Below are 22,507 nucleotides of genomic sequence, written 5' to 3'. Positions count from 1 at the left end.
ACCGTTCATCACCGGACGACGCTGGGCTCCTGCCTGCGCAGGAGCGTCGGGTCGATGGACTTCTATATTGATGGCATTTCGCTGATCGGCCGGAAACCATCCCTACCCTAACCCTCCTCTTGAAAGGGGGGATTTCATGGCTTTGCGGGATGCTGGATTTGCTGCATGAGTGGGATGGAATTTTCCAAGCTATATAGATATAGATGCCAGATGCAACTTATATTCATAGAGGCGCAATTACTTATTCTTGAATACTGCAGGGCGCTTCTCCAGAAAAGCTTGCATACCCTCTTTCTGATCTTCCGTACCAAAGCTAGCCTGGAACAGGCGACGTTCATACTGTATGCCTTCTGACAGCGTCGTTTCATAAGCGCGGTTGACGGATTCCTTGGCCATCATGATGATAGGTAAAGACATGGAAGCGATCACATTCGCAGCAGCGAAAGCTTCTTCCATCAATTTATCCAGTGGTACGACGCGGGATACCAGGCCTGCGCGCTCTGCCTCAACCACATCCATCATGCGTGCAGTCAGGCACATGTCCATGGCTTTGGATTTTGATATCGCTCGCGGCAAACGTTGCGTACCGCCAGCGCCAGGCAAAGTACCGAGCTTGATTTCTGGCTGGCCGAACTTGGCATTTTCTGCAGCAATGATGAAGTCACACATCATGGCGACTTCGCAGCCACCACCCAGCGCATAACCAGCGACAGCAGCGATGACTGGCTTGCGGATCTGGCGCATGGTTTCCCAGTTACGGGTGATGTAGTCGTCCTTATAGGCATCCATGAAGCTATAGCCCACCATGGCGGCGATGTCGGCACCGGCGGCGAAGGCTTTTTCACTGCCGGTCAGGATGATGCAATGGATGTTTTCATCCTTGTCAAAAGCTTTTAGCGCCAGACCCAGTTCATTCATGAGCTGGTCGTTCAGCGCATTCATGGCCTTGGGGCGGTTCAGGGTGATCAAGCCGACTTTGTCGCGGGTTTCAGTCAAAATACATTCGTATGTCATAGATGCTCCTGATGTTATTAGGTAGGGGTATGCAGCATGAATGCCGGTATGCGTATTGTAATCCGCCGGACCAGCGACTGTAATGAGGTACGAAAATAAGCAGGTACAATGCGCTTAATTTATTGAGCGAGGTGAATGCGATGTGGTTATTAGCGCTGGAAGCAGGCGTAGCGATGTTCATGCTGATTTTTATCGTCTGGTGGACGATGTTTCATGGTCGTGCGCCAGAAACACCACCCAAAGAAGATAAAAAGCCAATAGAGCAAAGCAAGGATATTGAAAATCCGCAATAAACCTGGGCAGGGCCAGTATCAATGCAGGGTGCGCGGCAAAGACAAAACGAATTCGGGTATCTCTGCCTCAAAACGATGGGCATCTTCTGCTACGCAGAAATAAGTGCCTTTCATGCTGCCCTGTGGCGTTCTCAGTGAACTGCCGCTGGTGTATTCAAAGCTTTGTCCAGGCGCAAGGAAGGGTTGATGGCCGACTACACCCAGGCCTTTGACTTCTTCTACATGGTTGGTGCTGTCGGTAATGATCCAGTGACGTGAAATGACTTGCGCCGCCACAGTGCCGGTATTTTTGATAGTAATAGTATAAGCAAAAACGAAATTGTTTTGCTCGGGATCGGACTGGTCTTTCAGGTATTGGGTCGCCACCGATACGCTTATTTCATACGCTGCCATAATTTTCTTTCATGATGAACTATGTTCATTGTGCCAGACGAAGACAACAGCCGCTTGCCCTCACAAGGTAAAATAGCATATCTTTTTCAAGCACGATTCCATCATGACTACTTTCCGCATTGCTCCCAGTATATTGTCTGCCGATTTCGCCCGTCTGGGAGAAGAAGTCCGCAATGTTGTCGCCGCTGGCGCTGACATGATCCATTTTGATGTCATGGACAATCATTATGTGCCCAACCTGACCATAGGCCCCATGGTGTGCGAAGCAATACGCCCGCATGTGCAGGTGCCTATCGATGTGCATCTGATGGTCAAGCCTGTCGATCGTATCATCCCTGACTTTGCCAAGGCTGGCGCGAATATCATTACCTTCCACCCGGAAGCGTCGGAACATATAGACCGCAGCCTGCAAATCATACGTGACCATGGCTGCAAGTCTGGACTAGTATTCAACCCGGCGACACCGCTGCATGTACTGGAAAATGTCATCGACAAAGTGGATATCGTTTTGATCATGTCGATCAACCCTGGCTTCGGTGGCCAGACCTTTATCCCGCATACGCTGAAGAAAATTGCGCAAGCCCGCAAGATCATTGATGAATCTGGCCGAGACATCATGCTGGAAGTGGATGGCGGCGTCAAAATCGAGAACATTGCAGAGATCGCCCGTGCCGGTGCCGATACCTTTGTTGCCGGTTCTGCCATTTTTGGTAAACCCGACTACAAGGCCATCATTGATGCCATGCGCGTTGAATTGGCCAAGGTTTAATCTCTCTATTTTATCTTCAGGCTTTTCGCCAGACCAGGCGAAAAGCCTTAACCTGATCGCCCCATCATGTTCAGCCACATCAAAGCCGCCATCATAGACCTCGATGGCACCATGATAGATACGGCCCCAGACTTTCTGGTTGCCATCAACCGCATGCGAGAAGACTTTGCGCTGGCACAGCTGACACTGGATGTCATCAAGACCATGGTGGGCAAGGGTTCTGAAAATCTCATCCAGCAAGTCCTGTCCCTGGATTTTGATGCCGCTGGGGTAGCAGCACGCTTCAATGATGCATTGGCTGCCTATCAACGCCATTATCTGGTCGTTAATGGCGACCGCAGTCAGCTCTACCCACAGGTACATGAAGGCCTGCAAGCCATGCGCGATCTGGGTCTGCGCCTGGTCTGTGTCACCAACAAACCACTAGCCTTTGCCTTGCCACTGATGCAAAAGAAAGAAATACTTCATTATTTTGAACAAGTCTATGGTGGTGACAGCTTTGCAAAAAAGAAACCTGATCCCCTGCCCATGCTGGAAGCCTGCAAGGTTCTGAATCTGACGCCATCACAAGTGCTGGCCATAGGCGATTCCAGCAATGATGCGATTGCCGCCCGCGCTGCCGGTTGCCCGGTCTTGACAGTGCCGTATGGATACAACCACGGCGAAGCTGTACAAAATATTCAAAGTGATGGTATAGTCGAAACCCTGTTGATAGCAGCACAACTGCTGTCAGCGAAAAACTCTCATTGACTTTCAAACCATTCACATAACGAATGTTCATCGATAACAAACGTTCCATGATTACTCCAGGCACTTTTGAGGCCTGGCTATGGCGACGCTGGCAATTCTGTTAAACCACGAATGCCGCGAGTGGCTGTGCACATCCCCAGCACATCTTCTTGCTTGTTATATCAATCTGTCTTACCCGTCCATACTCTCTTGAGCGAATTGCGTGCGCTGCTAACTGCTGCTGTAGACGCGTGCATAAACTTCAGGAGCAGGCAGACGGTTGAAAGAAAACCATGACCGAACTCGAATTCAAATCGTTGGCCGCGCAAGGCTACAACCGTATCCCCATGATTGCGGAAGCCTTCGCCGATCTGGAAACCCCGCTCACCTTATATTTAAAACTTGCGCAAACCCAGAATGCTGGCAAGAATACTTTCCTGCTTGAATCCGTCATGGGTGGCGAGCGTTTTGGCCGCTATTCCTTCATAGGCTTGCCGGCCAATACCCTGGTGCGCAGCTTTGGTGAAAAAGTCGAAGTCTTGAAAAACGGCCAGGTCATCGAAAGCCGCGACATGAATCCGCTGGATTTCATTGCCGAATTCCAGGCACGTTTCAAGGTTGCCCTGCGCCCTGGCCTGCCACGTTTTTGCGGTGGCCTGGCTGGCTATTTTGGTTACGACGCCGTACGCCATGTAGAAAAACGTCTTGCTGGCAAGGCACCAAAAGATGATCTGGGCTTGCCGGAAATCCAGTTATTGCTGACGGAAGAACTGGCCGTCATCGACAATGTATCCGGCAAACTCTACCTCATCGTGTATGCCGACCCAACACAACCAGAAGCCTGGTCCAAAGCCCGCCAGCGCCTGAAAGACTTGCGCGCCATGCTGCGCCGTAGTGTTGATGCGCCTGTCACATCAGCGTCTGTTCGTACAGAATCGATACGCGAGTTTGCCAAGGAAGATTATCTGAAGGCAGTAGAAAAAGCCAAGGAATACATCATGGCGGGCGACCTGATGCAGGTGCAGGTTGGCCAGCGCATCAAGAAACCCTATGTCGATTCACCGCTGTCCCTGTACCGCGCCCTGCGTTCGCTGAACCCTTCGCCGTATATGTATTTCTATAATTTTGGCGACATGCAAATCATCGGTGCTTCACCAGAAATACTGGTACGCAATGAAAGCCTGAATGATGGCAGCAAGAAAGTCACCATTCGCCCGCTGGCTGGCACCCGCCCACGCGGTACAACGCCAGAACGCGATGCCGCACTGGCAAAAGAATTACTCGCAGACCCGAAAGAAATCGCCGAACACGTCATGCTGATAGACCTGGCACGCAATGACATAGGCCGCATCGCCCAGACGGGCAGCGTCAAGGTCACTGACCAGATGGTCATAGAAAAATATTCGCACGTACAACATATCGTCTCGAATGTAGAAGGTGTCTTGCAAGTCGATTTGTCCAACCTCGATGTATTGAAAGCCACCTTCCCGGCTGGCACTCTGTCTGGCGCCCCCAAGGTCAGGGCGATGGAACTCATCGATGAACTCGAACCCGTCAAGCGCGGCATCTATGGCGGTGCCTGCGGCTACCTGTCTTTCGGTGGCGAAATGGATCTGGCGATTGCGATACGTACCGGCGTCTTGAAAGACGGCATGCTGTATGTGCAGGCAGCCGCTGGCGTAGTGGCGGATTCAGTACCAGAAATGGAATGGCAGGAAACCGAAAACAAGGCGCGCGCAGTATTACGTGCGGCAGAACAAGTGCAAGATGGCCTGGATGGAGAGATTTGATCAAATGCTAGACCAAAAAACTCACCACAGAGACACCGAGACACAGAGAAAAGCAGAGAATGACTTATTGAGTGAACAAGTCATCGGTGCAGCAATAGAAGTGCACAAGCATCTGGGTCCAGGTCTTTTGGAGAGTGCGTATGAAAACTGCCTGTGCCACGAATTGTATCTGCGCAAGCTCAGTTTCAAACGCCAGGTTTGCCTGGACATAGAATACAAAGGTGTAAAAGTTGAGTCTGCTTATCGACTCGATCTGGTAGTAGAAGATAGTCTGGTTCTGGAACTGAAAGCGATAGAGTCACTGCTCCCAGTTCATACAGCACAACTCCTTACCTACTTGCGCCTGACAGGTTATAAAACTGGATTACTTATTAATTTCATGGTGCCCGTATTAAAAAGCGGGATCAAAAGGGTTTCTCTGTGAAACTCTGTGTCTCCGTGACTCTGTGTTGAGAGGTCTTAAATGTTACTGATGATAGACAACTACGATTCCTTCACCTACAACCTGGTGCAGTATTTTGCCGAGCTGGGTGAAGATGTGCGTACCTACCGTAATGACGAAATTACGATTGCTGAAATTGAAGCATTGAAGCCAGATCACATCTGCATTTCGCCCGGCCCTTGCACACCAGCAGAAGCGGGGGTTTCCATCGCCGTCATAGAACGTTTTGCCGGCAAGACGCCTATCCTGGGTGTCTGCCTTGGTCACCAGGCAATAGGTGAAGCATTTGGCGGCAAGGTCATCCGCGCCAAGCAAGTCATGCATGGCAAGACTTCTGCCATTGCCCATACTGGCGTTGGCGTCTTCAGGAATTTGCCCAGCCCCTACACGATTACCCGTTACCACTCCCTGGCGATAGAACGCGCCAGCCTGCCAGATTGCCTGGAAGTGACCGCTTGGACAGATGATGGCGAAATCATGGGTGTGCGCCATAAGGAATTCAATCTCGAAGGCGTGCAATTCCACCCCGAATCCATCTTGTCCGAGCATGGTCACGCCCTGCTGAAAAATTTTTTGACTGGAACAGCATCATGACCATCTCTCAACAAGAAGCACTGACACGCCTGATTGAACACCGTGAAATTTTTCACGATGAAATGTTGTTTTTGTTCCGCAAACTGATGGGTGGCGAAATGTCGCCAGTCATGATCACCGCGCTGACCATGGGCCTGCGCGTCAAGAAAGAAAGCATAGGCGAGATCACCGCCGCCGCCCAGGTCATGCGTGAATTCTCCACCAAAGTGCCACTGGCAAATACTGACAATATGATAGACATCGTCGGTACTGGCGGCGACGGTGCACATACCTTCAATATTTCTACCGCATCGATGTTCGTTACTGCCGCCGCTGGTGCGCGTGTTGCCAAGCATGGTGGCCGCAGTGTGTCTTCTTCTTCCGGCAGTGCCGATGTGCTGGAATCACTGGGTGCTAATATCAATCTCAAACCTGAGCAGATCGCCCAGTCGATAGCACAAACCGGCATAGGCTTCATGTTTGCACCTAACCACCATGCGGCGATGAAGCATGCAGCGCCCGTACGCCGTGAACTGGGCGTACGCACCATCTTCAACATCCTGGGGCCATTGACGAATCCAGCAGGCGCACCGAATATTTTGATGGGAGTATTTCATCCTGATCTGGTCGGCATACAGGTGCGCGTCTTGCAAAGACTTGGCGCGCAACATGCGCTGGTGGTATGGGGTCGTGACAATATGGATGAAGTCTCGCTAGGCGCACCAACCATGGTGGGTGAGCTGGTGAATGGCGAAATCCGAGAATATGATATCCACCCGGAAGACTTTGGTTTGCAGATGGTGTCCAACCGCAATCTGCGCGTATCTGGTGCCGATGAATCAAAAGCGAAAATACTCGACGTGATGAACAATCTCGAAGGTGCAGCGACAGATATCGTTGCCCTGAATGCAGGTGCGGCCTTGTATGGTGCGGGCATAGCCACGTCGATTGCAGATGGTGTCAGGCTGGCACAATCAGCCATCGCTTCTGGCGCAGCCAAGGCCAAACTGGAACAGTTTATTGAAGTCACCCAGCAATTAGGGAAGTAAGCCCATGTCTGACATTTTAAATAAAATCCTGGCAGTCAAAGCAGATGAAGTGGCGACAGCCGAGAAATATCAATCCTTTGCCAGTCTGCGTGCAGAAGTGGAGAGTAACAAGGAAGCGCAAGCAGAACTACGCAGTTTTGAGGGAAGCTTGCGTGGCAAGATTGCTGCAGGCAAGGCAGCAGTAATTGCTGAAATCAAAAAAGCCTCACCGTCCAAAGGTGTGTTGCGCACTGACTTTCACCCGTCAGAAATTGCGCGAAGCTATACAGAACATGGCGCCGCCTGTTTGTCAGTGCTGACCGATGTGCAGTTCTTCCAGGGCGCGCCTGAATACCTGCAACAGGCGCGCGCAGCTTGCGCACTGCCAGCCTTGCGCAAGGACTTCATGATCAATCCCTACCAAATCTATCAAGCCAGGCACTGGGGCGCTGATTGCATCCTGCTCATTGTCGCTGCCCTTGATCACGGACTGATGGCTGACCTGGAAGCCTGCGCACATGAACTGGGCATGGGTGTTCTGGTGGAAGTGCATGACGCGCAAGAACTGGAAGCCGCACTGAAACTCAAGACCACCATGCTGGGCATCAATAACCGTAACCTGCGTACCTTTGAAGTGTCGCTAGATACGACGATAGGTTTGCTGCCAGGAATTACGCCAGACAAACTGGTGATTACTGAATCCGGCATCATGTCAGCGGCCGACGTCACTCGCATGCGTGAAGCAAATGTACATGGATTTTTGGTGGGCGAGGCTTTTATGCGGGCTCAGAATCCGGGTGTGGAACTGGCGAAGGTGTTTGGTTAATTTCCGACAGCGACAATGGCTTAGCGCAATCCCTCAATACTACGTTTGCTGGTAGTTTCGTCGCTCCTGCGCAGGCAGGAGCCCACCGGGCTGGCGCTCCAGCGGCTTTCGTTGATTATCGAAGATACTTGTAAATTCCGCATAAAAAAACTTTCGTCCTTTAATGCAAACCGAGAAAAACCGGACATTGCATCTGGCAGAACTTAATCTTACCACGTACACCCCTTCCCACTAACCATATCCGCCACGATCACCCCAGTGACGAGCAAACCAGATATGGCTACATTGCCTATTCTCGCCCCTTGCGAATACGCATTCATGCAATTTTTTCGTCTGGCCTCTGAGATATCCTTGCCAAACTTTTCTTCCATTCTCAATTCAGATACAGGCTGACTATAAGCCAATGCGGGCTCTTTCAAACGCTGCTTCTTGTCATTCGCAACAGCACCACGCCGCAAGGCATCGAGATCAAGCGACGCTGATTTATTCTCTGTCGCAACTTGAGTAGCTGACACATCAGTTATAGGAAAGATCTGGGGTTCAGGCAATGCGTATGCAGAAATTGGCCTGCTCTTTTCATGGACAGATGGCAATCCAGGCAAAATTGTCCTGGGTGCCAGAATAACTTCAGGCTTGGATTCGGGAAGAGACTTTGACATAGACTGCACCACAATGACATCCAGATATGCCCGGTCATCCTGCTTATTTATATACCGCCCATGTATCTGCCGCAAACCAAGCAAAAAGATCAGGTGCAACAAAATTATCCCTATCCAGCTAAGAGAGTTTTGCCATAGCGCTTGCTGCGGATAAGAAGGTGATAATGTCATCCAGGTTCAGGCTGGTGTGATAATTTAGTATGACAAAATCATACTATAGAAAATTCAGCGCCTGCGCACCAGAAATATCAGGCGTAAAAAAACGCCTTACAATATATCGCTGTAAGGCGTTTGATCGAATGCAGTTTATAACTTATTTCTTTCCAGGCTTCTGAAAGCTTGGTCTTACCAAACTAGCAGCCTTGCCTGATGCCAGCACTGTCAGAGTCACTGCTGGCACATCATCTGCCTGCAATTTTGCCTGCATCGCCATCAACTCATCACGGCGGAAGGCATGAATCTGCACCGTCTCACCAACGCGATAGCGGCCCAGCGCAGTACTCAAACTATCAGCTGCATCTGCCGCAGTTACACGCAGACCATTGATGGCGGCGATGACATCGTTTGGTGACAAACCGGCGACATGTGCCGCACGGTGTTCATGGGCGTTGGCGATCTTGCAGTCATTACCATCACGCACCACACGCACACCGAGGCTGGCTTTTTTGCTTGCACTACCATCGTTTACCTGCAAGGCGAAGTCTGCATACAGACTTGCCAGCGGCACGTCTTCAGTACCACGCACATGCTTATCGAGGAAGCGACGTACGTTCACGCCAGTGACTTGTTCCACCAGGCTTTCAAACTCAGTCTCGCCCAAGCCTTGCTGCTTGCCTGACAGACTACGCTCATAAAAGTCGCGACCAAATTTTTGCCACATGGCGCGCATGACATCATCCAAGGATTTTTTACCCGCAGTTTCTGCGCGTATCATCAAATCCAGGCCCAATGCAACCAGCGAACCCTTGGTGTAATAACTGACTATCGCATTCGGTGAATTTTCATCCTGGCGATAATACTTGGTCCAGGCATCGAAGCTGGATTCAGCCACACTTTGCTTCATACGGCCGCTGCCGCGTGTCACCATATTGATGGTCTTGGCCAGCAACTTGAAGTAAGCAGCTTCATCAATCACGCCTGAGCGTACCAGCATCAGATCATCATAGTAGCTGGTGAAGCCTTCAAATACCCACAACAGACTGGTGTAGTTTTCGTGACGCAAATCATAGCTGGCAAAGGCCGCAGGCTTGATGCGCTTGACGTTCCAGGTGTGGAAATATTCATGGCTGCACAAACCCAAAAAGCCGCGATAGCCATCGCTCATTTCTGGCTGGTGTTTGACTGGCAAGTCAGTGCGGTTGCAAATCAATGCTGTAGAAGCGCGATGCTCCAGGCCGCCATAACCTTCGCCGACCACCATGGTCATGAAGACATAGCGGTCCATCGGGGCTTTTTTGGTACGTGGCTCAAAAAAGGCAATTTGTGTTTCACAGATTTTTTTGACATCAGCGACCATGCGCTCCATGTCCATATTTGGCACTTTGCCCGTCACCACAAAATCATGAGAGATGCCGTGCGCATCAAATGTCGCCAGCGCAAAATCCCCCATTTCAACCGGGTGATCAATCAATTCATCATAATTGGCGGCCACATAAGTTCCAAAACCATAGCGTTTGGCTTTCAACTCAGGCAAGGACGTGGCAACGCGCCAGGTTTTGCATGCGACATCGTCAGAACGCTGGATATCAACGACATGCGGATTCATTTCCTGACCATGTACACTCAGGAACACGCTGGTGCCATTGAAGAAACCATGGCTTTGATCCAGGTGCGCTGCACGCACTGACAAGTCCCAGGCATACACTTCATAAGTGATACGCAAAGCGCCTTTGCCAGGCGCAGCTTGCCAGGTGTGTTTGTCCAGCTTTTTCAGTGCGACTTTTTTTCCTCCCGAGCTTGCCTTGATCTGTACGATGTTACGGGCAAATTCGCGGACCATGTAACTGCCTGGTATCCATGCGGGCAGGCTGACAATCTGGCCGTCAACATCTGGTGCGGCAATGTCCAGCGTGACCAGATACATATGCCCGGCCAGATCTTTGGGAACAATGCTATAAGCAAGCGCATGCGTAGATGCAACTGTGCCCGGTCTCTTTGTTGTTATCGTTTTTTTCATGCTGAACGATCTTTCTGTTTCTTTATTTATTAATTAGTCTGCTGATCTAAGCTGCGGGATAGGTGCGTACGTTCGCGGCGATAAAGGTAAAAATCTGCGCGCCCACGACCACGCGGGTCAGTTGCAAACGTAAATTAATAAACCATTCTGACACGCCATAACTTTGGTATAGACGCTTGTCTATTTTATAGGCAGCGATAAAACCGGCAACCTGCACTACAAAGCCCAGCAGCATATGACTCATGGACAACCAGGCGATCAGGATAGGAACCACCCCCCAGATCAGCGCTTTTTTGGTTTCCTCCTGGTCTGCGCCGCCAGCCATAATGGTCACACCCCAGTGCACACCACCGAGGAAAGACAAAATGACGATGCCATAATATAGCTGTGCCCTGATGACTGATCCCAACCAGTCAGGATGGACGATCCAGCAAGCCAGCGTCAAAAAGACAAATGGCGCGAGGCCAGCAAAACCAATCCGTATCGCCAGTTTTTGATTGAGATTATTCATAGATTTTGGCAGCACCAATACCGCCACGTCTTAAATCAGGTGGAAGAAAACCGCTATTCTATGGTTATTTTTGTTGTATAGATATATCCACAAGCTATTTAGAAGTAACAAAACTGGCAGCGAAGGTGAAAAATTGTAGAAAATCCTTATACATAAGAACGATTGTCTGTTAAAACATATCTTATTTACAGGATTTTCATACAAAATCATTGATCCCTACATTTCAAGCATTTGCTTTCCCCGCTGGATGCTGGTAACTGAACAAGGCATCCGGGGTATCAATATCTTGATGAATGCCTGGGTCATTCACCTCTACTTGCGTGACCGGATGGCTTTGCAAAAGACTGCGGGCACCAACATCACCTTGCAAATCCAGTAAGTGCAGTAAGTATTCATGCGCAAACCCCACTGGGTTGCCACGCCGTCCTTGATACACAGGCGCGACTATCCCAGCCTCTGCCTGCAGGGTATCAAAGAGTTTGATCAAGGTAGAGGGTTTTACTACAGGCATGTCTGCCAAAGCGATTAGCCAACCAGAACTGTCAGCCGTGGCACGTAAAGCATGCTTGAGGGAATTGGCCATGCCAGCATCAGCATCATGACAGATCAGGCACTCAATACCCATGGCCTGCAATTGATTTGCCAACTCAAGATTATCTGGCCTTAGCACGGCAACGACATGCGTCATGGCGGCCAACAAATTGAGGGCACTGTGTTGTGCCACAGATTTGCCATCGGCCAGTACCTGCAAGAGTTTGTCTTGCTTGCCGCTGGCATCAAAACGACGGCCGCGCCCCGCTGCCAGCAAAATGCCTGTCCAGCGGGACGAAGAAGTCATGGTGAATTATTGCTGTATTAGTTGGCTTTGGTATTGCCAGTTGCTGCAGCGATCCTGCTTTCCAGCGTTTTCACATCCAGCATGCCAGGCGCACGCGTACCGTCAGTAAAAAAAACTGATGGCGTACCCGTTACACGCAACTTTTGTCCAAGGGCAAAAATTTTATCGTTTGGTGTATTGCAGTTGGCAGAAGCCTCAGGTGCGACTTTGCCGTGCAACATCCACTCATCCCAGGCCTTGTTGCGATCAGCCGAACACCAGATATTTTTGGATTTGGTTTTGGAGTCCTCTGCCAGAATGTTATACATGAAGGTATACACCGTAATGTTGTCCATCGTCGCCAGCGTCTTGCGGAACTGCTTGCAATAGCCACAATTCGGGTCTTCAAACACGGCAATCACACGCTTACCATCTCCCTTGACCATCTTCAGAGCAGAGTCCAGCGGCAGCTCAGAAAACTTCACCTTGGTCAGGTCATCTATTCTGGCCTTGGTGTAATTGGTGCCATTCTTTGCGTCTATGACTTCGCCCGTGAACAAGAATTGCGCCTTCTCATCGGTATACATGATGTCTGACCCTATGCGTACCTCGAACAAACCTGAATAGGGCGTCTTCGTCACCGAATCAATCTTCACGCCTTCGCGAAAGGTAGGCTGTACCAGCTTGCGCACATTGGTTTCTTGCGCCGTCTCGGCAGCAAAGACACTGCCAGCCAGGGCCAGCGCAATGACCATCAGGCCTTGTAGAGTTTTTTTCATTTTCAATCTTCTTTCATTTTCTTCATACTTGTGCGAGAACGACAACACCATAAAAACCATAGTCTGGTTCTTGGTCGTATCCTTTGCCGCAAACTTACAGACACACCACGCCTGGTTTATTTTCCCATGGCATGGGCGATTAATTTGTTCTTTATGACTGGCAAGCGGTCCAGCAAGTTCAATCCCAGGTCACGTATTGTACGCAAAGGTGTCAAATCAGATGCAAACAGGCGCGCCAGGCCATCTGTGGTCGCTAGCATCAACATCACCTCTTCTTTGCGCGCACGCTGGTAACGCCCCAGCAAACGGGCATCACCACAATCGCGGTGTGCTTCTTTTTCTTTGATCACTTTTAGTAAATCGACCACATCAGCAAACCCCAGGTTCATGCCATGCCCCGCCAGCGGATGCACGGCATGCGCCGCATCGCCCACCAGCGCCACCCGAGGCGCGATCATGCTATGTGGACGCATCAGGCGCAACGGAAAAGCCTTGATCGCCTCTGGCAGCACTGGCTGCAAAGCACCAAGCGCCTCAGCGCAATACGGCATCAAACGCTCCACCAGGGACGACAAAGGTTCGCGCAATAAAGTCTCTGCCAACGCATCTGGTGCCGACCAAACTAGCGACACGCGATTACCCGGTAAGGGCAGCAAGGCAATAATACCCTGCTCCTGCACAAACCACTGGTGAGCAACACCATGATGCGGTTTCGTACATTCAAAATTGGTTACCACACCCTGCTGATGATAAGAACGATAATCCAGACCGATATCGCAAGCACCACGCACCCAGGACTGTGCACCGTCTGCACCGATAATCAGAGAAGCGCGTATGCTGCTGCCATCATCCAGCTCTACTTGTGCAGCATCAGCGCCGACTGCCAAAGCCTGCGCCCGCCCCTGCACCAGCGTCAGATTTTGCGCAAACCGCAAAGCCGTATCCAGTGCCTGGTTAAGATTCCTGTCTTCTATGATCCAGGCCAGCTCGTTCACATGCGCGCCATAAGCATCAAAACCCAGCTTGCCCGCGTCAATACCACCGCCCTGCACCTGCATGGCTGACACTGGTGCCACCCGCACCTGATCGAGCGCGTTCCACACCTTCAACGAAGACAGCAAATCATGCGCCACATGGTTTAGCGCATACACCCGCACATCCCAGTCAGCAAAGGCAGACGCCGAATCGGGAGCCGAATCGGGAGCCGAACCGGGAGCCGAACCGGGAGCACCAGCAGGAGCACCAGAACCCGGCGTGCACAACAAACTCACACGCAAACCCGCCTGGGCAAAGCCCAAAGCCGCCGCCTTGCCCACCGCCCCATTACCAACGATACAAATATCGCAATCCCGCACCTGAGCAGACATCAGTCCCCCATCAAAAACCAGATAATGTCCCATTATACGGGAAGCCAACCCACCTGCCCGATGCGCCAGATCAAAGCTCTGCCATAGAGGGAAACACAGGTTTTTTCACAAAAAGCTTGCAAACCACACCCAACATGTCTATAATTCTTGGTCTTGGCCTGGTAGCTCAGTCGGTAGAGCAGAGGATTGAAAATCCTTGTGTCGGTGGTTCGATTCCGCCCCGGGCCACCAAGTATATGCATTATCATCAGCGCTGACCCTTGAGGTCGGCGTTTTTGTTTGCGCGAGGATAAGATGCCTCAGAATCCCCAATTATTGCGACGCTTGCTGCGGGCGAAAGACCGGATGGATGGGTCTGCCCATGAGGACTGGTCTGTCCACAAGCTGGCTGAAGCGAGCGCAGTATCGCCAGCGCACTTTGCGCGTGAATTCAAGAAGGCTTTTGGCCTGCCTCCCCATCGCTACCTGCTCACACGCCGCATCGAGCGGGCAAAAACTCTGTTGCGCGATACTGATCTGCCTGTTACCGAGATTGCACTTCAAACTGGCTGGACCAGTCTAGGCACCTTTGGCCGCATTTTTCGTGATATTACCGGTGAGAGTCCGGGAGAGCTGCGGGAGCGCGAACGCATGCTTCCGCATGCGGGTGTGCATATCCCGGAGTGTGTCATGCGCAATGCGGCACGTCCTGACCTCAATACAGCAGTTTTGGAGAAGCGGCGCATGGAAGCTGCTGGCAAACTGGGGCCTCAATCAAATCAGGAGGATATATGACTCAAGGTGTTAATGTGGCAGGTCTGTATGTGCATGATCAGGATGAAGCGCTGGCATTCTACGTTGGCAAGCTGGGGTTTCTTGTCCACACAGATGTTCGCAATGGTAATTATCGCTGGCTGACGGTGCAGCATCCGGACCAGCCCACTTTCCAGCTAGGCTTATTCGTGCCCGGAGCCCCCTTGCATGACGCGGCAACCGCACAAACCTTGCGTGAAATGGTAGCAAAAGGGGCCATGCCGGCAAACGTACTCGTGGTGGATGACTGCCGCGCTACCTATGAACGTTTGAGCAAATGCGGCGTTGAATTTACGCAAGAACCAGTGAACCGCTACGGCACTGTAGATGCGGGCTTTCGCGATCCGTCTGGCAATGGCTGGAAAATGATAGAAGCTGCGTCCAAGTCACAAGCGGGGAAATCGTCATGAACTGGAACGAATGGATACGACAAAGTCACCGCTGGCTGTCCATTGTTTTCACACTGACAGTATTAGCCAACTTCATGGCGAGGGCAATTTTCCCGGCTGAACCACCGCCGTGGATTACCTATGCGCCACTGCCGCCACTGTTTTTGCAATTATTTTCCGGCCTGTATATGTTTGCATTGCCTTATACGAGCAAGCGACTAACTAAAACGCACACGTAACAAGGCTAGCTAGCGTCACAGAGAATCTGGAAAGACGATACATTCCCTTTCAATGACAAATTACTCAAGCTTGGGGAGCCTCACGCCAGACCGTAGGATCCCCTCGTTCAGCTAAGCACCTATTATCTTTTTCATTGATGCACCGATCTTGCCGCCGCAATAGTCATCACCGTAATCTTCGCGTGCTTTGGCGGCCAGCTTGACCAGAGGAGGTAGCGCACTGACGCGTCGTGACAAGTCTGCCGTCATGGGCGCAGTCTTTTCAAGCAGCTTTTTGATTTTGGGAAAGCGCTCACCTAAAGTCGTCCACAAAGTGGCTGTTACAATGTCAGCGATTCCAGCTGTCTCACCGCCTAATAAAAAGCCGCTGTTTGTCTGCAGGCCGTGACGCTTACCGGTCTCTTCCCATAGCGACATCCATTTTTTCAGCCTTGGAATGAATTCCTTCCAGCGTTTTTCAGTCCACATCTGGCGCCCGCCATCCAGAGTGATTTCGTCGATGACGTCATTGGCATCATTGACTATTTTCATGGTCATGGCACGGAGTTCTGGTGTTGCTGGCATGGAACCTAGTGTTTCGCCGAGATACAGCACGATGGCTGGCATTTCGGCGATGGCGAAACTGGTTTTCTTGTTGATGAGTAAGGGTGGCCCCATGAAGGGTACTGGCATGTTTTTTGTCGGCCCGCTCATGAGCATCGCGATCGATGCATCGTCAGCCTCTACCCAGGTTTTTCCGGCATATGCCAGAATCGCCCGGACAAATTGACCGCGAAATGGTACTGACCAATAGTACAGCTCGTAATCAGGCACATTTGAAATACTCATGACCTTTCCCTTTCTCAACGACTTGCAATTCATAAATAGATGTACTCTACGGAGCTACGAGAAAACCTTTTTCAACGGATACCATCCTCGATAATCGTCTCTTGACTGACGAGCGCTGTTTGCCTGTCATCTTCAGTCAGCCTGGTAGTTTTCCAGCTGCCTCTGGCAAACCAGCAGATGGCGATGAGGGCGACCAGGATATTCGTTACCGGAAATGACCACCACAAGCCATGCGCATGGAGTTGCGTATGCTTGGATAATACGTATGCCAGCGGAAACTGTATCATCCACTGCGACACCAGGGCGATGATCATGGCATTGAGCATATTGCCGGATGCACGGAAAGCCGACACGATGCAAAGCTGCACACCTATGCCGCCCCAGGCCAGGCACATGATACGCAAGAAATTCACTGCCTCTGTAATGACCGCGGCGTCATTGGGAATAAAAAAACTGACGATCAAAGGCGCGAGTGCATAGGCGAAGATACCCACCACGCTAAGTACGGCAAAGCCTATCAAGGTACCCAGCACTGTAATACGCGATGCCCGATCAATATTGCCTGCCCCGATATTTTGTCCCACCAATGTGGATATCGCCATGGAGATGCCCATGATCGGTATCGTGATGACTTGGAGAATATTTGCACCGACGCCATAAGCCGCGATCGTGACGGTGCCAAAGCTGGACACCAGGAAGGACATGACGATCAAGCCCAGGCCACGCGTTGATAGTTCAACCGAACCTGGCAGGCCCAGAAAGAAAGCCCGGCGGATGTATGCAGGGTCTGGTTTTAAAGCGCGCCAGTCCAGCTGTATGCCATGCCTGCCGCGCAAGAAAATGATCATGCCTATCAAGGCAGCCAGTGCCTGAGTGACCAGGGTTGCATAGGCTGCACCCATCACACCCAAGGGAGGAATGATGTGCCAACCATAAATGAACAAGGGGTCAAGCAAGAAATTTAGCAGGACCGTGCCGGCGACGATATATAAGGGGATTTTGGTCTGGCCTACGCCACGCATCAGTGCCTGGAACATCGCATAAATGAATACAAAAATGATGCCTATGAAAGACACACGCATGAAACCCAGCGCGCCATCATGAACTGCTGGCTCTACCGCCAGCAGTGTCAGCAAATGCGGTGCCAGGCTGTAACCAATCAGGCCCAGTACCACTGAGCTGATCGCGACCATCACCATGGTCTGCGCAGCTACATGGTTGACCATATCTTGCCGGCCTGCTCCCATGTATTGTGCTGTCAGCGTCGCTCCTGCCATGGCCAATCCAGAGCCGAGGGCAATGACCAGGAAGGTAACAGGAAAGCTGATGGAAATCGCCGCTACCGCAGAGGCCCCTAATCGACCGACCCAGAACGCATCTGTCAACTGATAACCAGTCTGCAAAATATTGCCGAGAATAATGGGCAACGCCAGCGTCGCAAGCGCTTTGGTAATCGGGCCCTCCAGAAAAAGCTGTTGGCGTTCCACGCGATGTCCTTTATTGGCTTTAGTGGCTATAGTTTGCACTGACAGATAGTGCGTATTGGTATGCATTATGCGACTATAGAAGTCAGATGAGTGTACGGCACCGAACATTTTGCTTTTGCCAAGGTCTCTCAACGCTCCTTACCGGCTAATACCCAAAGTATGCAATACATGCACTGCATATTCATAGTCGGAAAGATTCGTTTTACGGCACAAAACCAGCTCATATACTGTGCCGTCTGCCACTTGTCCATCAACATATATGAAAAAGAATCTGCATGTTCTCGCCCTCGCCGCCAGTGTCTTCCTCATGGGGAACGCTGTTGCCGAAACCAAAGAGGTCGTTATCGCTTATCAGGACATGGTCGTGCCCTGGCGCTATGCGCAGGAAACGCACAACCTGGAACAAAAGACAGGCTACAAAGTCACCTTCCGCAAGCTGGCCAGTGGTGCTGATGTGATCCGCGCACTGGCCTCTGGTTCCGTACAGATAGGCGAAGCAGGGTCGGCACCGATTGCCTCTGGCTTGTCGCAAGGTTTGAACATTCAATTGTTCTGGATACTGGACAATATCAATGATGCCGAAGCACTGGTGGTGCGTAATGGCAGCAATGTCAAAACACTGGCTGATCTGAATGGTAAACGCATTGCGGTGCCGTTTGTCTCGACCTCGCACTTCCATACCCTGCTGGCACTGGAACATGCCAAGGTTGATCCACGCGGTGTCAAGATTATCAACTTGCGGCCGCCAGAAATTGCTGCAGCATGGGAACGTGGGGATATTGATGCGGCCTTCATTTGGGATCCGGTTCTGGCCAAAGTGAAAAAGACGGGCAAGACCCTGATCTCTTCTGGCGAGATCGCCAAACAGACCGGCACTGCCACCTTTGATGGCATCGTGGTCAACAAGGATTTCGCCAAACAGAATGATGCATTCCTCACAGAGCTGGTGAAGCTATTGGCCGCCACGGATGCGGACTACCGCAACAACAAGGTGAACTGGAAAACAGACTCAGCACAAATCAAGGCAGTCGCAAAATGGGCTGGTGCAGAGGCTGCTGAAGTGCCTGCCAGCCTGGCCTTGTATGAGTTTCCAACTTTGCAGCAACAGGCGTCGGCACAATGGCTGGGTGGAGGTGCGGCCAAATCACTGGCGGCAACAGCGGCTTTCCTGAAAAGCCAGGGCACTATCCAGACGGTTTTGCCAGACTACAGCGTAGGAGTCAATGCCACATGGGTACGCAAAGCGGCAGCACAATAAGCCCGTCGGCTGCACATAGCGGTGGCCGGCTTGATATACGCAGACTCTCAGTGCGTTTTGCCGGAGCCGGGCAGGATGAAGCACTAGCCTTGTCAGACATCAACCTGTCTATCGTGCCAGGAGAATTCATCGTCGCACTTGGTCCGTCGGGATGCGGCAAGACGACTTTGCTGAATTGCCTGGCCGGGTTCATCCAGGCATCTGAAGGTGAGCTCACGCTGGACGATGTAGCAATCACGGGCCCCAGCCCTGAAGTGGGCGTGGTGTTTCAAAAACATGCGCTGATGCCGTGGCTAAACGTGCTCGACAATGTTGCGCTGGGATTGCGATTTCGTGGCATTGGACGCGAGCAGCGCAATGCGCTTGCGCTGGATCAATTGCGGCTGGTAGGACTGGAGCAATTTGCTGCATCTCCTGTCTATCAATTATCCGGTGGCATGCAACAGCGCGTGGGAATTGCCCGTGCACTAGCGAATAATCCGCGTGTGCTGCTCATGGATGAACCGATGGGGGCACTAGACGCCCTGACGCGTGAGGCCATACAAGAGTTGCTGGTCAAGGTCTGGCAAGACAGCGGAAAAACTATTTTCTTCATTACCCACAGTGTGGAGGAAGCGCTTTTTCTGGGGACGCGGGTGATCGTCATGTCACCGCGCCCAGGCCGTATTGCCCAACAATTTGAGTTGCCGTTTTCTGGTGAATATCTGGCCTCAGGCGATGCGCGTGCGGTCAAGTCTTCACCTGACTTCATCGCCTGGCGTGAACGCCTGCTACAACTTGTGCATCATTCTGTCTAAAGCCTCCCACATGCCACCATCATCCACTTCAATTGCAAGTCCTGATAACGTATATACAGAAACTGCCAAACGCGAGGCAGAGCCGCTATTGCCGGTAGCAAAGGTATACCCGCGGCCAGGCAGCGGTAAAACTCTGGGCGTGACTACCGTCACTATCGCCCTACTGTTGTCTGGATGGTGGTTCATCACCGCAAGAGCCTGGGTGGAGCCCTTGTTCCTGCCTTCGCCTGCGGCAGTATGGCTGGCTGCTCAACAGGCGTGGAATGGCAGTATCCAAGGCGGGCTGCCATTGCTACAGCATCTGGCCTGGAGTCTGATACGCGTATTTGGTGCATTTCTGCTTGCAGCCATCAGCGCCGTGCCGCTGGGACTATTGATGGGCACCAACCGTATCGTGCGCGGCATCTTTGACCCTATCCTCGAATTTTATCGCCCACTGCCACCACTGGCCTACCTGCCATTGATCGTCATCTGGTTTGGCATTGATGAAACAGCCAAGATAGTGCTGATCTACCTGGCCTGTTTTGCGCCTATTGCGGTAGCTACCCGCGCTGGCGTCATCAAGGTGGCGTCAGAACAATTGCATGCGGCACTGTCCATGGGTGCAAGCCGTTGGCAATTATTACGGCATGTGATCTTACCGGCAGCGCTGCCTGACATTCTGACTGGCTTGAGGATAGCCATAGGCTTCGGCTGGACTACCCTGGTCGCGGCTGAAATGGTGGCGGCCACGGCTGGCGTGGGGCAGTTGGTGCTGAATGCGTCTAGCTTCTTGCGTACCGATATCGTGATCATGGGCATCCTCCTCATCGGCATCGTGGCTTACCTGTTTGATCTGCTAATGCGCCGCCTTGAACGCAAGCTGGTGCCATGGAAAGCATATAGCTGAAAAGGGGCTGGGTTCATGTGCCTGTGGGGCTCATTTATCTTTTCCCGACTTGCAGATTAGCTTGCGAAAGCTTTAACAATATTTCTTCTGGCAGCGTTCACAATAAAAAGCCCGGCGCTTTTTATGCCCGAGGTGTCCCTTCAGGAAGGGAATATGGCACCGCGGGCAAATTTTCTTGGTATGCGCAAGCCAGTGCTGTTTCAAGACGAAGGCTTTTTTCCATTCGAGAAATTCAAAGCTGTATTGCCTTGCCTGCGCCACCATGTCGGACAATTTTTCACTTGATAAACTGCCCACAAGCGAAAGTGGATGCAGGCGGATTCTGAACAGGACTTCATTCTTGATGATATTACCGACACCAGAAAAAATATCCTGTTCCAGTAAGGCATCACAGACATACATAGACGGATTGGTGCGTAATTTTTTGCGTGCGGTTGCAGCATCCCAATTGTCTGACATGACATCTGCAGTCCAGTCATAATGAGTATTGATATCACCTTCCAGATAGTTGATTGAACAGGTATAAAAATTGAGTTCCTGTCCATCCTTAAATGACAAGGACAGGCGCGGAACCGCGTCTTTTTGTTCATTGATACGGTAACTGCCAAACATCAGAAGATGTATGCGTACCGTGAAATCCTCAAAGACGATCAGGAAGTGTTTGCCCCAAGTGCGCAGGGCCGTGATCTTTTGATTGGCCATGCGTGACATATCCATCTTCGCATTGCCATGTGCTTTCTGTACGGTCTTGCCTGAAAAACTGCTGGCGGCTTCCTGCAAGATGCGGATGGATGGACCTTCAGGCATGGCTGCTCCTTATCACGATTTTATTAGCAAGCAAGTAGCTTGCTGGAGATAAGGGGAGTGAGCTATAGGAAAAAACTGAGAAAGATGTAGGACGCTCAATGAACGTTAAATGGACGTGAAATGATTTGTACGTTCGAAATCAGTACTTTTTTAAACAATGTCGTGACTTGGCAAAGCTACCGCAATGTAAACGCCATAATGCCGATGCAGTAAATCACTGCACCGGCTAATAACAGGCTCGATAATTGGTGGATAAATCAGATCGCAATTACATCAAAGTCACATCATTTCCAGAAAATATAATCCGCCTGGTAATTCACCGTTTGTTTGTTACCTACGCCACCTGCATCGCAAGCACTTGCTGGTGCGACACCGCCTTTGGTCGCCACTCGCTGAATGTAAGTAACACCTGTCATGGCACCGTTGCCAGTGGCGGGATTGGCTTTCACCAGTTGATAGGGGATATTGCCTGTGCCAGCGGGAGCGACTGCTACCTGGGTGGCAGTGACCTTGGAGCCGTCCAGGTTTTCCCATGTGGCTGGTGGGCCGTAGTATTTGCCAACCTTGGTACCGCTGCGGTCACTCAGTGTTGCGTCCGGGCCAACGAAGGCCCATTCAAACTGGCCAGCCATGTCTTTTTTGGCGCGGCATTCATAAGTAATCAACCCCGCGCCTACGGTTTGCATGGCGACCTTATTGCCTGCGGGTACCTTGACTGCATCGGGCAGGCTGTCTTGTGAATACATGGCTGCCATCGGCGACATGGAAGTGCATCCTGCCAGGATGGCGCTTGCCAGCGCGGTGGAAATGCAGGCGATGCGGGAAGCGGTAGTCAGAGTGAAGGCTTTCATTTAA

The 22,507-nt window shown here is 51.4% G+C and carries 26 protein-coding genes and 1 tRNA gene; 15 read left to right on the top strand and 12 right to left on the bottom strand.

The window, feature by feature from the left end:
* Nucleotides 1-237: 237 nt before the first annotated feature.
* Nucleotides 238-1,014 carry an enoyl-CoA hydratase gene (locus ACO0LG_RS28250; protein WP_423031764.1) on the bottom strand — a complete coding sequence of 259 codons (777 nt, stop codon included), beginning with the start codon at nucleotides 1,012-1,014 and terminating at the stop codon, nucleotides 238-240.
* A gap of 140 nt (nucleotides 1,015-1,154) precedes the next feature.
* On the opposite strand from ACO0LG_RS28250, the gene ACO0LG_RS28245 reads away from it, so the two are divergent.
* A complete protein-coding gene (locus ACO0LG_RS28245) occupies nucleotides 1,155-1,307 on the top strand; it encodes a hypothetical protein (protein WP_423031762.1) in 153 nt (50 codons plus the stop codon).
* An 18-nt stretch (nucleotides 1,308-1,325) separates the two neighbouring features.
* Here the strand turns inward: ACO0LG_RS28245 and apaG are convergent, their stop codons facing one another.
* Nucleotides 1,326-1,700 (bottom strand): Co2+/Mg2+ efflux protein ApaG, encoded by a 375-nt coding sequence (apaG, locus tag ACO0LG_RS28240; protein ID WP_110258198.1) that lies wholly within the window; start codon nucleotides 1,698-1,700, stop codon nucleotides 1,326-1,328.
* Nucleotides 1,701-1,803: 103 nt separating this feature from the next.
* Here apaG and rpe point away from each other — a divergent pair, with 103 nt between their 5' ends.
* The 7 genes from rpe to trpC all read left to right on the top strand — a co-directional run bounded on the left by rpe (nucleotide 1,804) and on the right by trpC (nucleotide 7,857).
* Entirely contained in the window at nucleotides 1,804-2,469 is a 666-nt protein-coding gene (rpe, locus tag ACO0LG_RS28235) for a ribulose-phosphate 3-epimerase (RefSeq protein ID WP_423031760.1), read from the top strand.
* Nucleotides 2,470-2,535: 66 nt separating this feature from the next.
* A complete protein-coding gene (locus ACO0LG_RS28230; RefSeq protein WP_423031759.1) occupies nucleotides 2,536-3,219 on the top strand; it encodes a phosphoglycolate phosphatase in 684 nt (227 codons plus the stop codon).
* A gap of 272 nt (nucleotides 3,220-3,491) precedes the next feature.
* Nucleotides 3,492-4,988: an anthranilate synthase component I gene (trpE, locus tag ACO0LG_RS28225; RefSeq protein WP_423031757.1), complete on the top strand. Its 1,497-nt coding sequence runs from the start codon at nucleotides 3,492-3,494 to the stop codon at nucleotides 4,986-4,988.
* A gap of 4 nt (nucleotides 4,989-4,992) precedes the next feature.
* A complete protein-coding gene (locus tag ACO0LG_RS28220) occupies nucleotides 4,993-5,412 on the top strand; it encodes a GxxExxY protein (RefSeq protein ID WP_423031755.1) in 420 nt (139 codons plus the stop codon).
* Nucleotides 5,413-5,451: 39 nt separating this feature from the next.
* A complete protein-coding gene (locus tag ACO0LG_RS28215; protein WP_423031753.1) occupies nucleotides 5,452-6,024 on the top strand; it encodes an anthranilate synthase component II in 573 nt (190 codons plus the stop codon).
* Nucleotides 6,021-7,052, top strand: coding sequence for an anthranilate phosphoribosyltransferase (trpD, locus tag ACO0LG_RS28210; protein ID WP_423031751.1), 1,032 nt, complete (start codon nucleotides 6,021-6,023; stop codon nucleotides 7,050-7,052). The genes ACO0LG_RS28215 and trpD overlap by 4 nt, the downstream gene beginning before the upstream one ends.
* A gap of 4 nt (nucleotides 7,053-7,056) precedes the next feature.
* Nucleotides 7,057-7,857 (top strand): indole-3-glycerol phosphate synthase TrpC, encoded by an 801-nt coding sequence (gene trpC / locus ACO0LG_RS28205; protein ID WP_423031749.1) that lies wholly within the window; start codon nucleotides 7,057-7,059, stop codon nucleotides 7,855-7,857.
* Between the two features lie 209 nt (nucleotides 7,858-8,066).
* Here the strand turns inward: trpC and ACO0LG_RS28200 are convergent, their stop codons facing one another.
* The 6 genes from ACO0LG_RS28200 to ACO0LG_RS28175 form a co-directional block, all read right to left on the bottom strand.
* Nucleotides 8,067-8,687: a hypothetical protein gene (locus tag ACO0LG_RS28200; protein WP_423031747.1), complete on the bottom strand. Its 621-nt coding sequence runs from the start codon at nucleotides 8,685-8,687 to the stop codon at nucleotides 8,067-8,069.
* A gap of 142 nt (nucleotides 8,688-8,829) precedes the next feature.
* Nucleotides 8,830-10,692, bottom strand: a complete 1,863-nt coding sequence (locus ACO0LG_RS28195) for a M61 family metallopeptidase (protein WP_423031745.1) — start codon at nucleotides 10,690-10,692, stop codon at nucleotides 8,830-8,832.
* A gap of 46 nt (nucleotides 10,693-10,738) precedes the next feature.
* Nucleotides 10,739-11,203: a DUF3429 domain-containing protein gene (locus ACO0LG_RS28190; RefSeq protein ID WP_423031743.1), complete on the bottom strand. Its 465-nt coding sequence runs from the start codon at nucleotides 11,201-11,203 to the stop codon at nucleotides 10,739-10,741.
* A gap of 223 nt (nucleotides 11,204-11,426) precedes the next feature.
* Nucleotides 11,427-12,041, bottom strand: a complete 615-nt coding sequence (locus ACO0LG_RS28185) for a nucleotidyltransferase family protein (RefSeq protein WP_423031741.1) — start codon at nucleotides 12,039-12,041, stop codon at nucleotides 11,427-11,429.
* A 17-nt stretch (nucleotides 12,042-12,058) separates the two neighbouring features.
* On the bottom strand, nucleotides 12,059-12,799 hold the full coding sequence (locus ACO0LG_RS28180) for a DsbC family protein (protein WP_423031739.1): 741 nt from the start codon (nucleotides 12,797-12,799) through the stop codon (nucleotides 12,059-12,061).
* 116 nt (nucleotides 12,800-12,915) lie between these two features.
* The gene (locus tag ACO0LG_RS28175) at nucleotides 12,916-14,166 is read right to left on the bottom strand and encodes an FAD-dependent monooxygenase (RefSeq protein ID WP_423031766.1); all 1,251 of its coding nucleotides are present in this window, start codon (nucleotides 14,164-14,166) and stop codon (nucleotides 12,916-12,918) included.
* A 155-nt stretch (nucleotides 14,167-14,321) separates the two neighbouring features.
* Here ACO0LG_RS28175 and ACO0LG_RS28170 point away from each other — a divergent pair.
* The 4 genes from ACO0LG_RS28170 to ACO0LG_RS28155 all read left to right on the top strand — a co-directional run bounded on the left by ACO0LG_RS28170 (nucleotide 14,322) and on the right by ACO0LG_RS28155 (nucleotide 15,586).
* A tRNA-Phe gene (locus ACO0LG_RS28170) sits at nucleotides 14,322-14,397 on the top strand.
* A gap of 63 nt (nucleotides 14,398-14,460) precedes the next feature.
* The gene (locus tag ACO0LG_RS28165) at nucleotides 14,461-14,940 is read left to right on the top strand and encodes a helix-turn-helix transcriptional regulator (protein ID WP_423031737.1); all 480 of its coding nucleotides are present in this window, start codon (nucleotides 14,461-14,463) and stop codon (nucleotides 14,938-14,940) included.
* Nucleotides 14,937-15,368: a VOC family protein gene (locus ACO0LG_RS28160; RefSeq protein WP_423031735.1), complete on the top strand. Its 432-nt coding sequence runs from the start codon at nucleotides 14,937-14,939 to the stop codon at nucleotides 15,366-15,368. Before ACO0LG_RS28165 ends, ACO0LG_RS28160 begins: the two co-directional genes overlap by 4 nt.
* Nucleotides 15,365-15,586 (top strand): hypothetical protein, encoded by a 222-nt coding sequence (locus tag ACO0LG_RS28155; RefSeq protein WP_423031733.1) that lies wholly within the window; start codon nucleotides 15,365-15,367, stop codon nucleotides 15,584-15,586. The genes ACO0LG_RS28160 and ACO0LG_RS28155 overlap by 4 nt, the downstream gene beginning before the upstream one ends.
* A gap of 111 nt (nucleotides 15,587-15,697) precedes the next feature.
* On the opposite strand, the gene ACO0LG_RS28150 is transcribed toward ACO0LG_RS28155, so the two are convergent.
* The gene (locus tag ACO0LG_RS28150) at nucleotides 15,698-16,414 is read right to left on the bottom strand and encodes a glutathione S-transferase (protein ID WP_423031731.1); all 717 of its coding nucleotides are present in this window, start codon (nucleotides 16,412-16,414) and stop codon (nucleotides 15,698-15,700) included.
* Between the two features lie 71 nt (nucleotides 16,415-16,485).
* Nucleotides 16,486-17,967, bottom strand: a complete 1,482-nt coding sequence (locus ACO0LG_RS28145; protein WP_423031729.1) for an MATE family efflux transporter — start codon at nucleotides 17,965-17,967, stop codon at nucleotides 16,486-16,488.
* A 193-nt stretch (nucleotides 17,968-18,160) separates the two neighbouring features.
* Between ACO0LG_RS28145 and tauA the strand changes: the two genes are divergently transcribed.
* Genes tauA through ACO0LG_RS28130 form a run of 3 tightly spaced genes read left to right on the top strand, consistent with a single transcriptional unit; the run spans nucleotide 18,161 to nucleotide 20,845 of the window.
* Nucleotides 18,161-19,159 carry a taurine ABC transporter substrate-binding protein gene (tauA, locus tag ACO0LG_RS28140; RefSeq protein ID WP_423031727.1) on the top strand — a complete coding sequence of 333 codons (999 nt, stop codon included), beginning with the start codon at nucleotides 18,161-18,163 and terminating at the stop codon, nucleotides 19,157-19,159.
* On the top strand, nucleotides 19,132-19,956 hold the full coding sequence (locus ACO0LG_RS28135) for a taurine ABC transporter ATP-binding protein (RefSeq protein ID WP_423031725.1): 825 nt from the start codon (nucleotides 19,132-19,134) through the stop codon (nucleotides 19,954-19,956). The genes tauA and ACO0LG_RS28135 overlap by 28 nt, the downstream gene beginning before the upstream one ends.
* 10 nt (nucleotides 19,957-19,966) lie before the next feature.
* Nucleotides 19,967-20,845, top strand: a complete 879-nt coding sequence (locus tag ACO0LG_RS28130; RefSeq protein ID WP_423031723.1) for an ABC transporter permease subunit — start codon at nucleotides 19,967-19,969, stop codon at nucleotides 20,843-20,845.
* A gap of 72 nt (nucleotides 20,846-20,917) precedes the next feature.
* On the opposite strand, the gene ACO0LG_RS28125 is transcribed toward ACO0LG_RS28130, so the two are convergent.
* The gene (locus ACO0LG_RS28125) at nucleotides 20,918-21,652 is read right to left on the bottom strand and encodes a DNA-formamidopyrimidine glycosylase family protein (protein WP_423031721.1); all 735 of its coding nucleotides are present in this window, start codon (nucleotides 21,650-21,652) and stop codon (nucleotides 20,918-20,920) included.
* A 284-nt stretch (nucleotides 21,653-21,936) separates the two neighbouring features.
* Complete coding sequence (locus ACO0LG_RS28120) at nucleotides 21,937-22,503, bottom strand: DUF3455 domain-containing protein (protein ID WP_423031719.1); 567 nt, start codon at nucleotides 22,501-22,503, stop codon at nucleotides 21,937-21,939.
* Nucleotides 22,504-22,507 lie beyond the last annotated feature (4 nt).

It is taken from the genome of Undibacterium sp. Ji42W (assembly GCF_049340405.1).
Taxonomy (GTDB): domain Bacteria; phylum Pseudomonadota; class Gammaproteobacteria; order Burkholderiales; family Burkholderiaceae_D; genus Undibacterium.
This window is presented reverse-complemented; position numbering and strand designations above follow the sequence as displayed.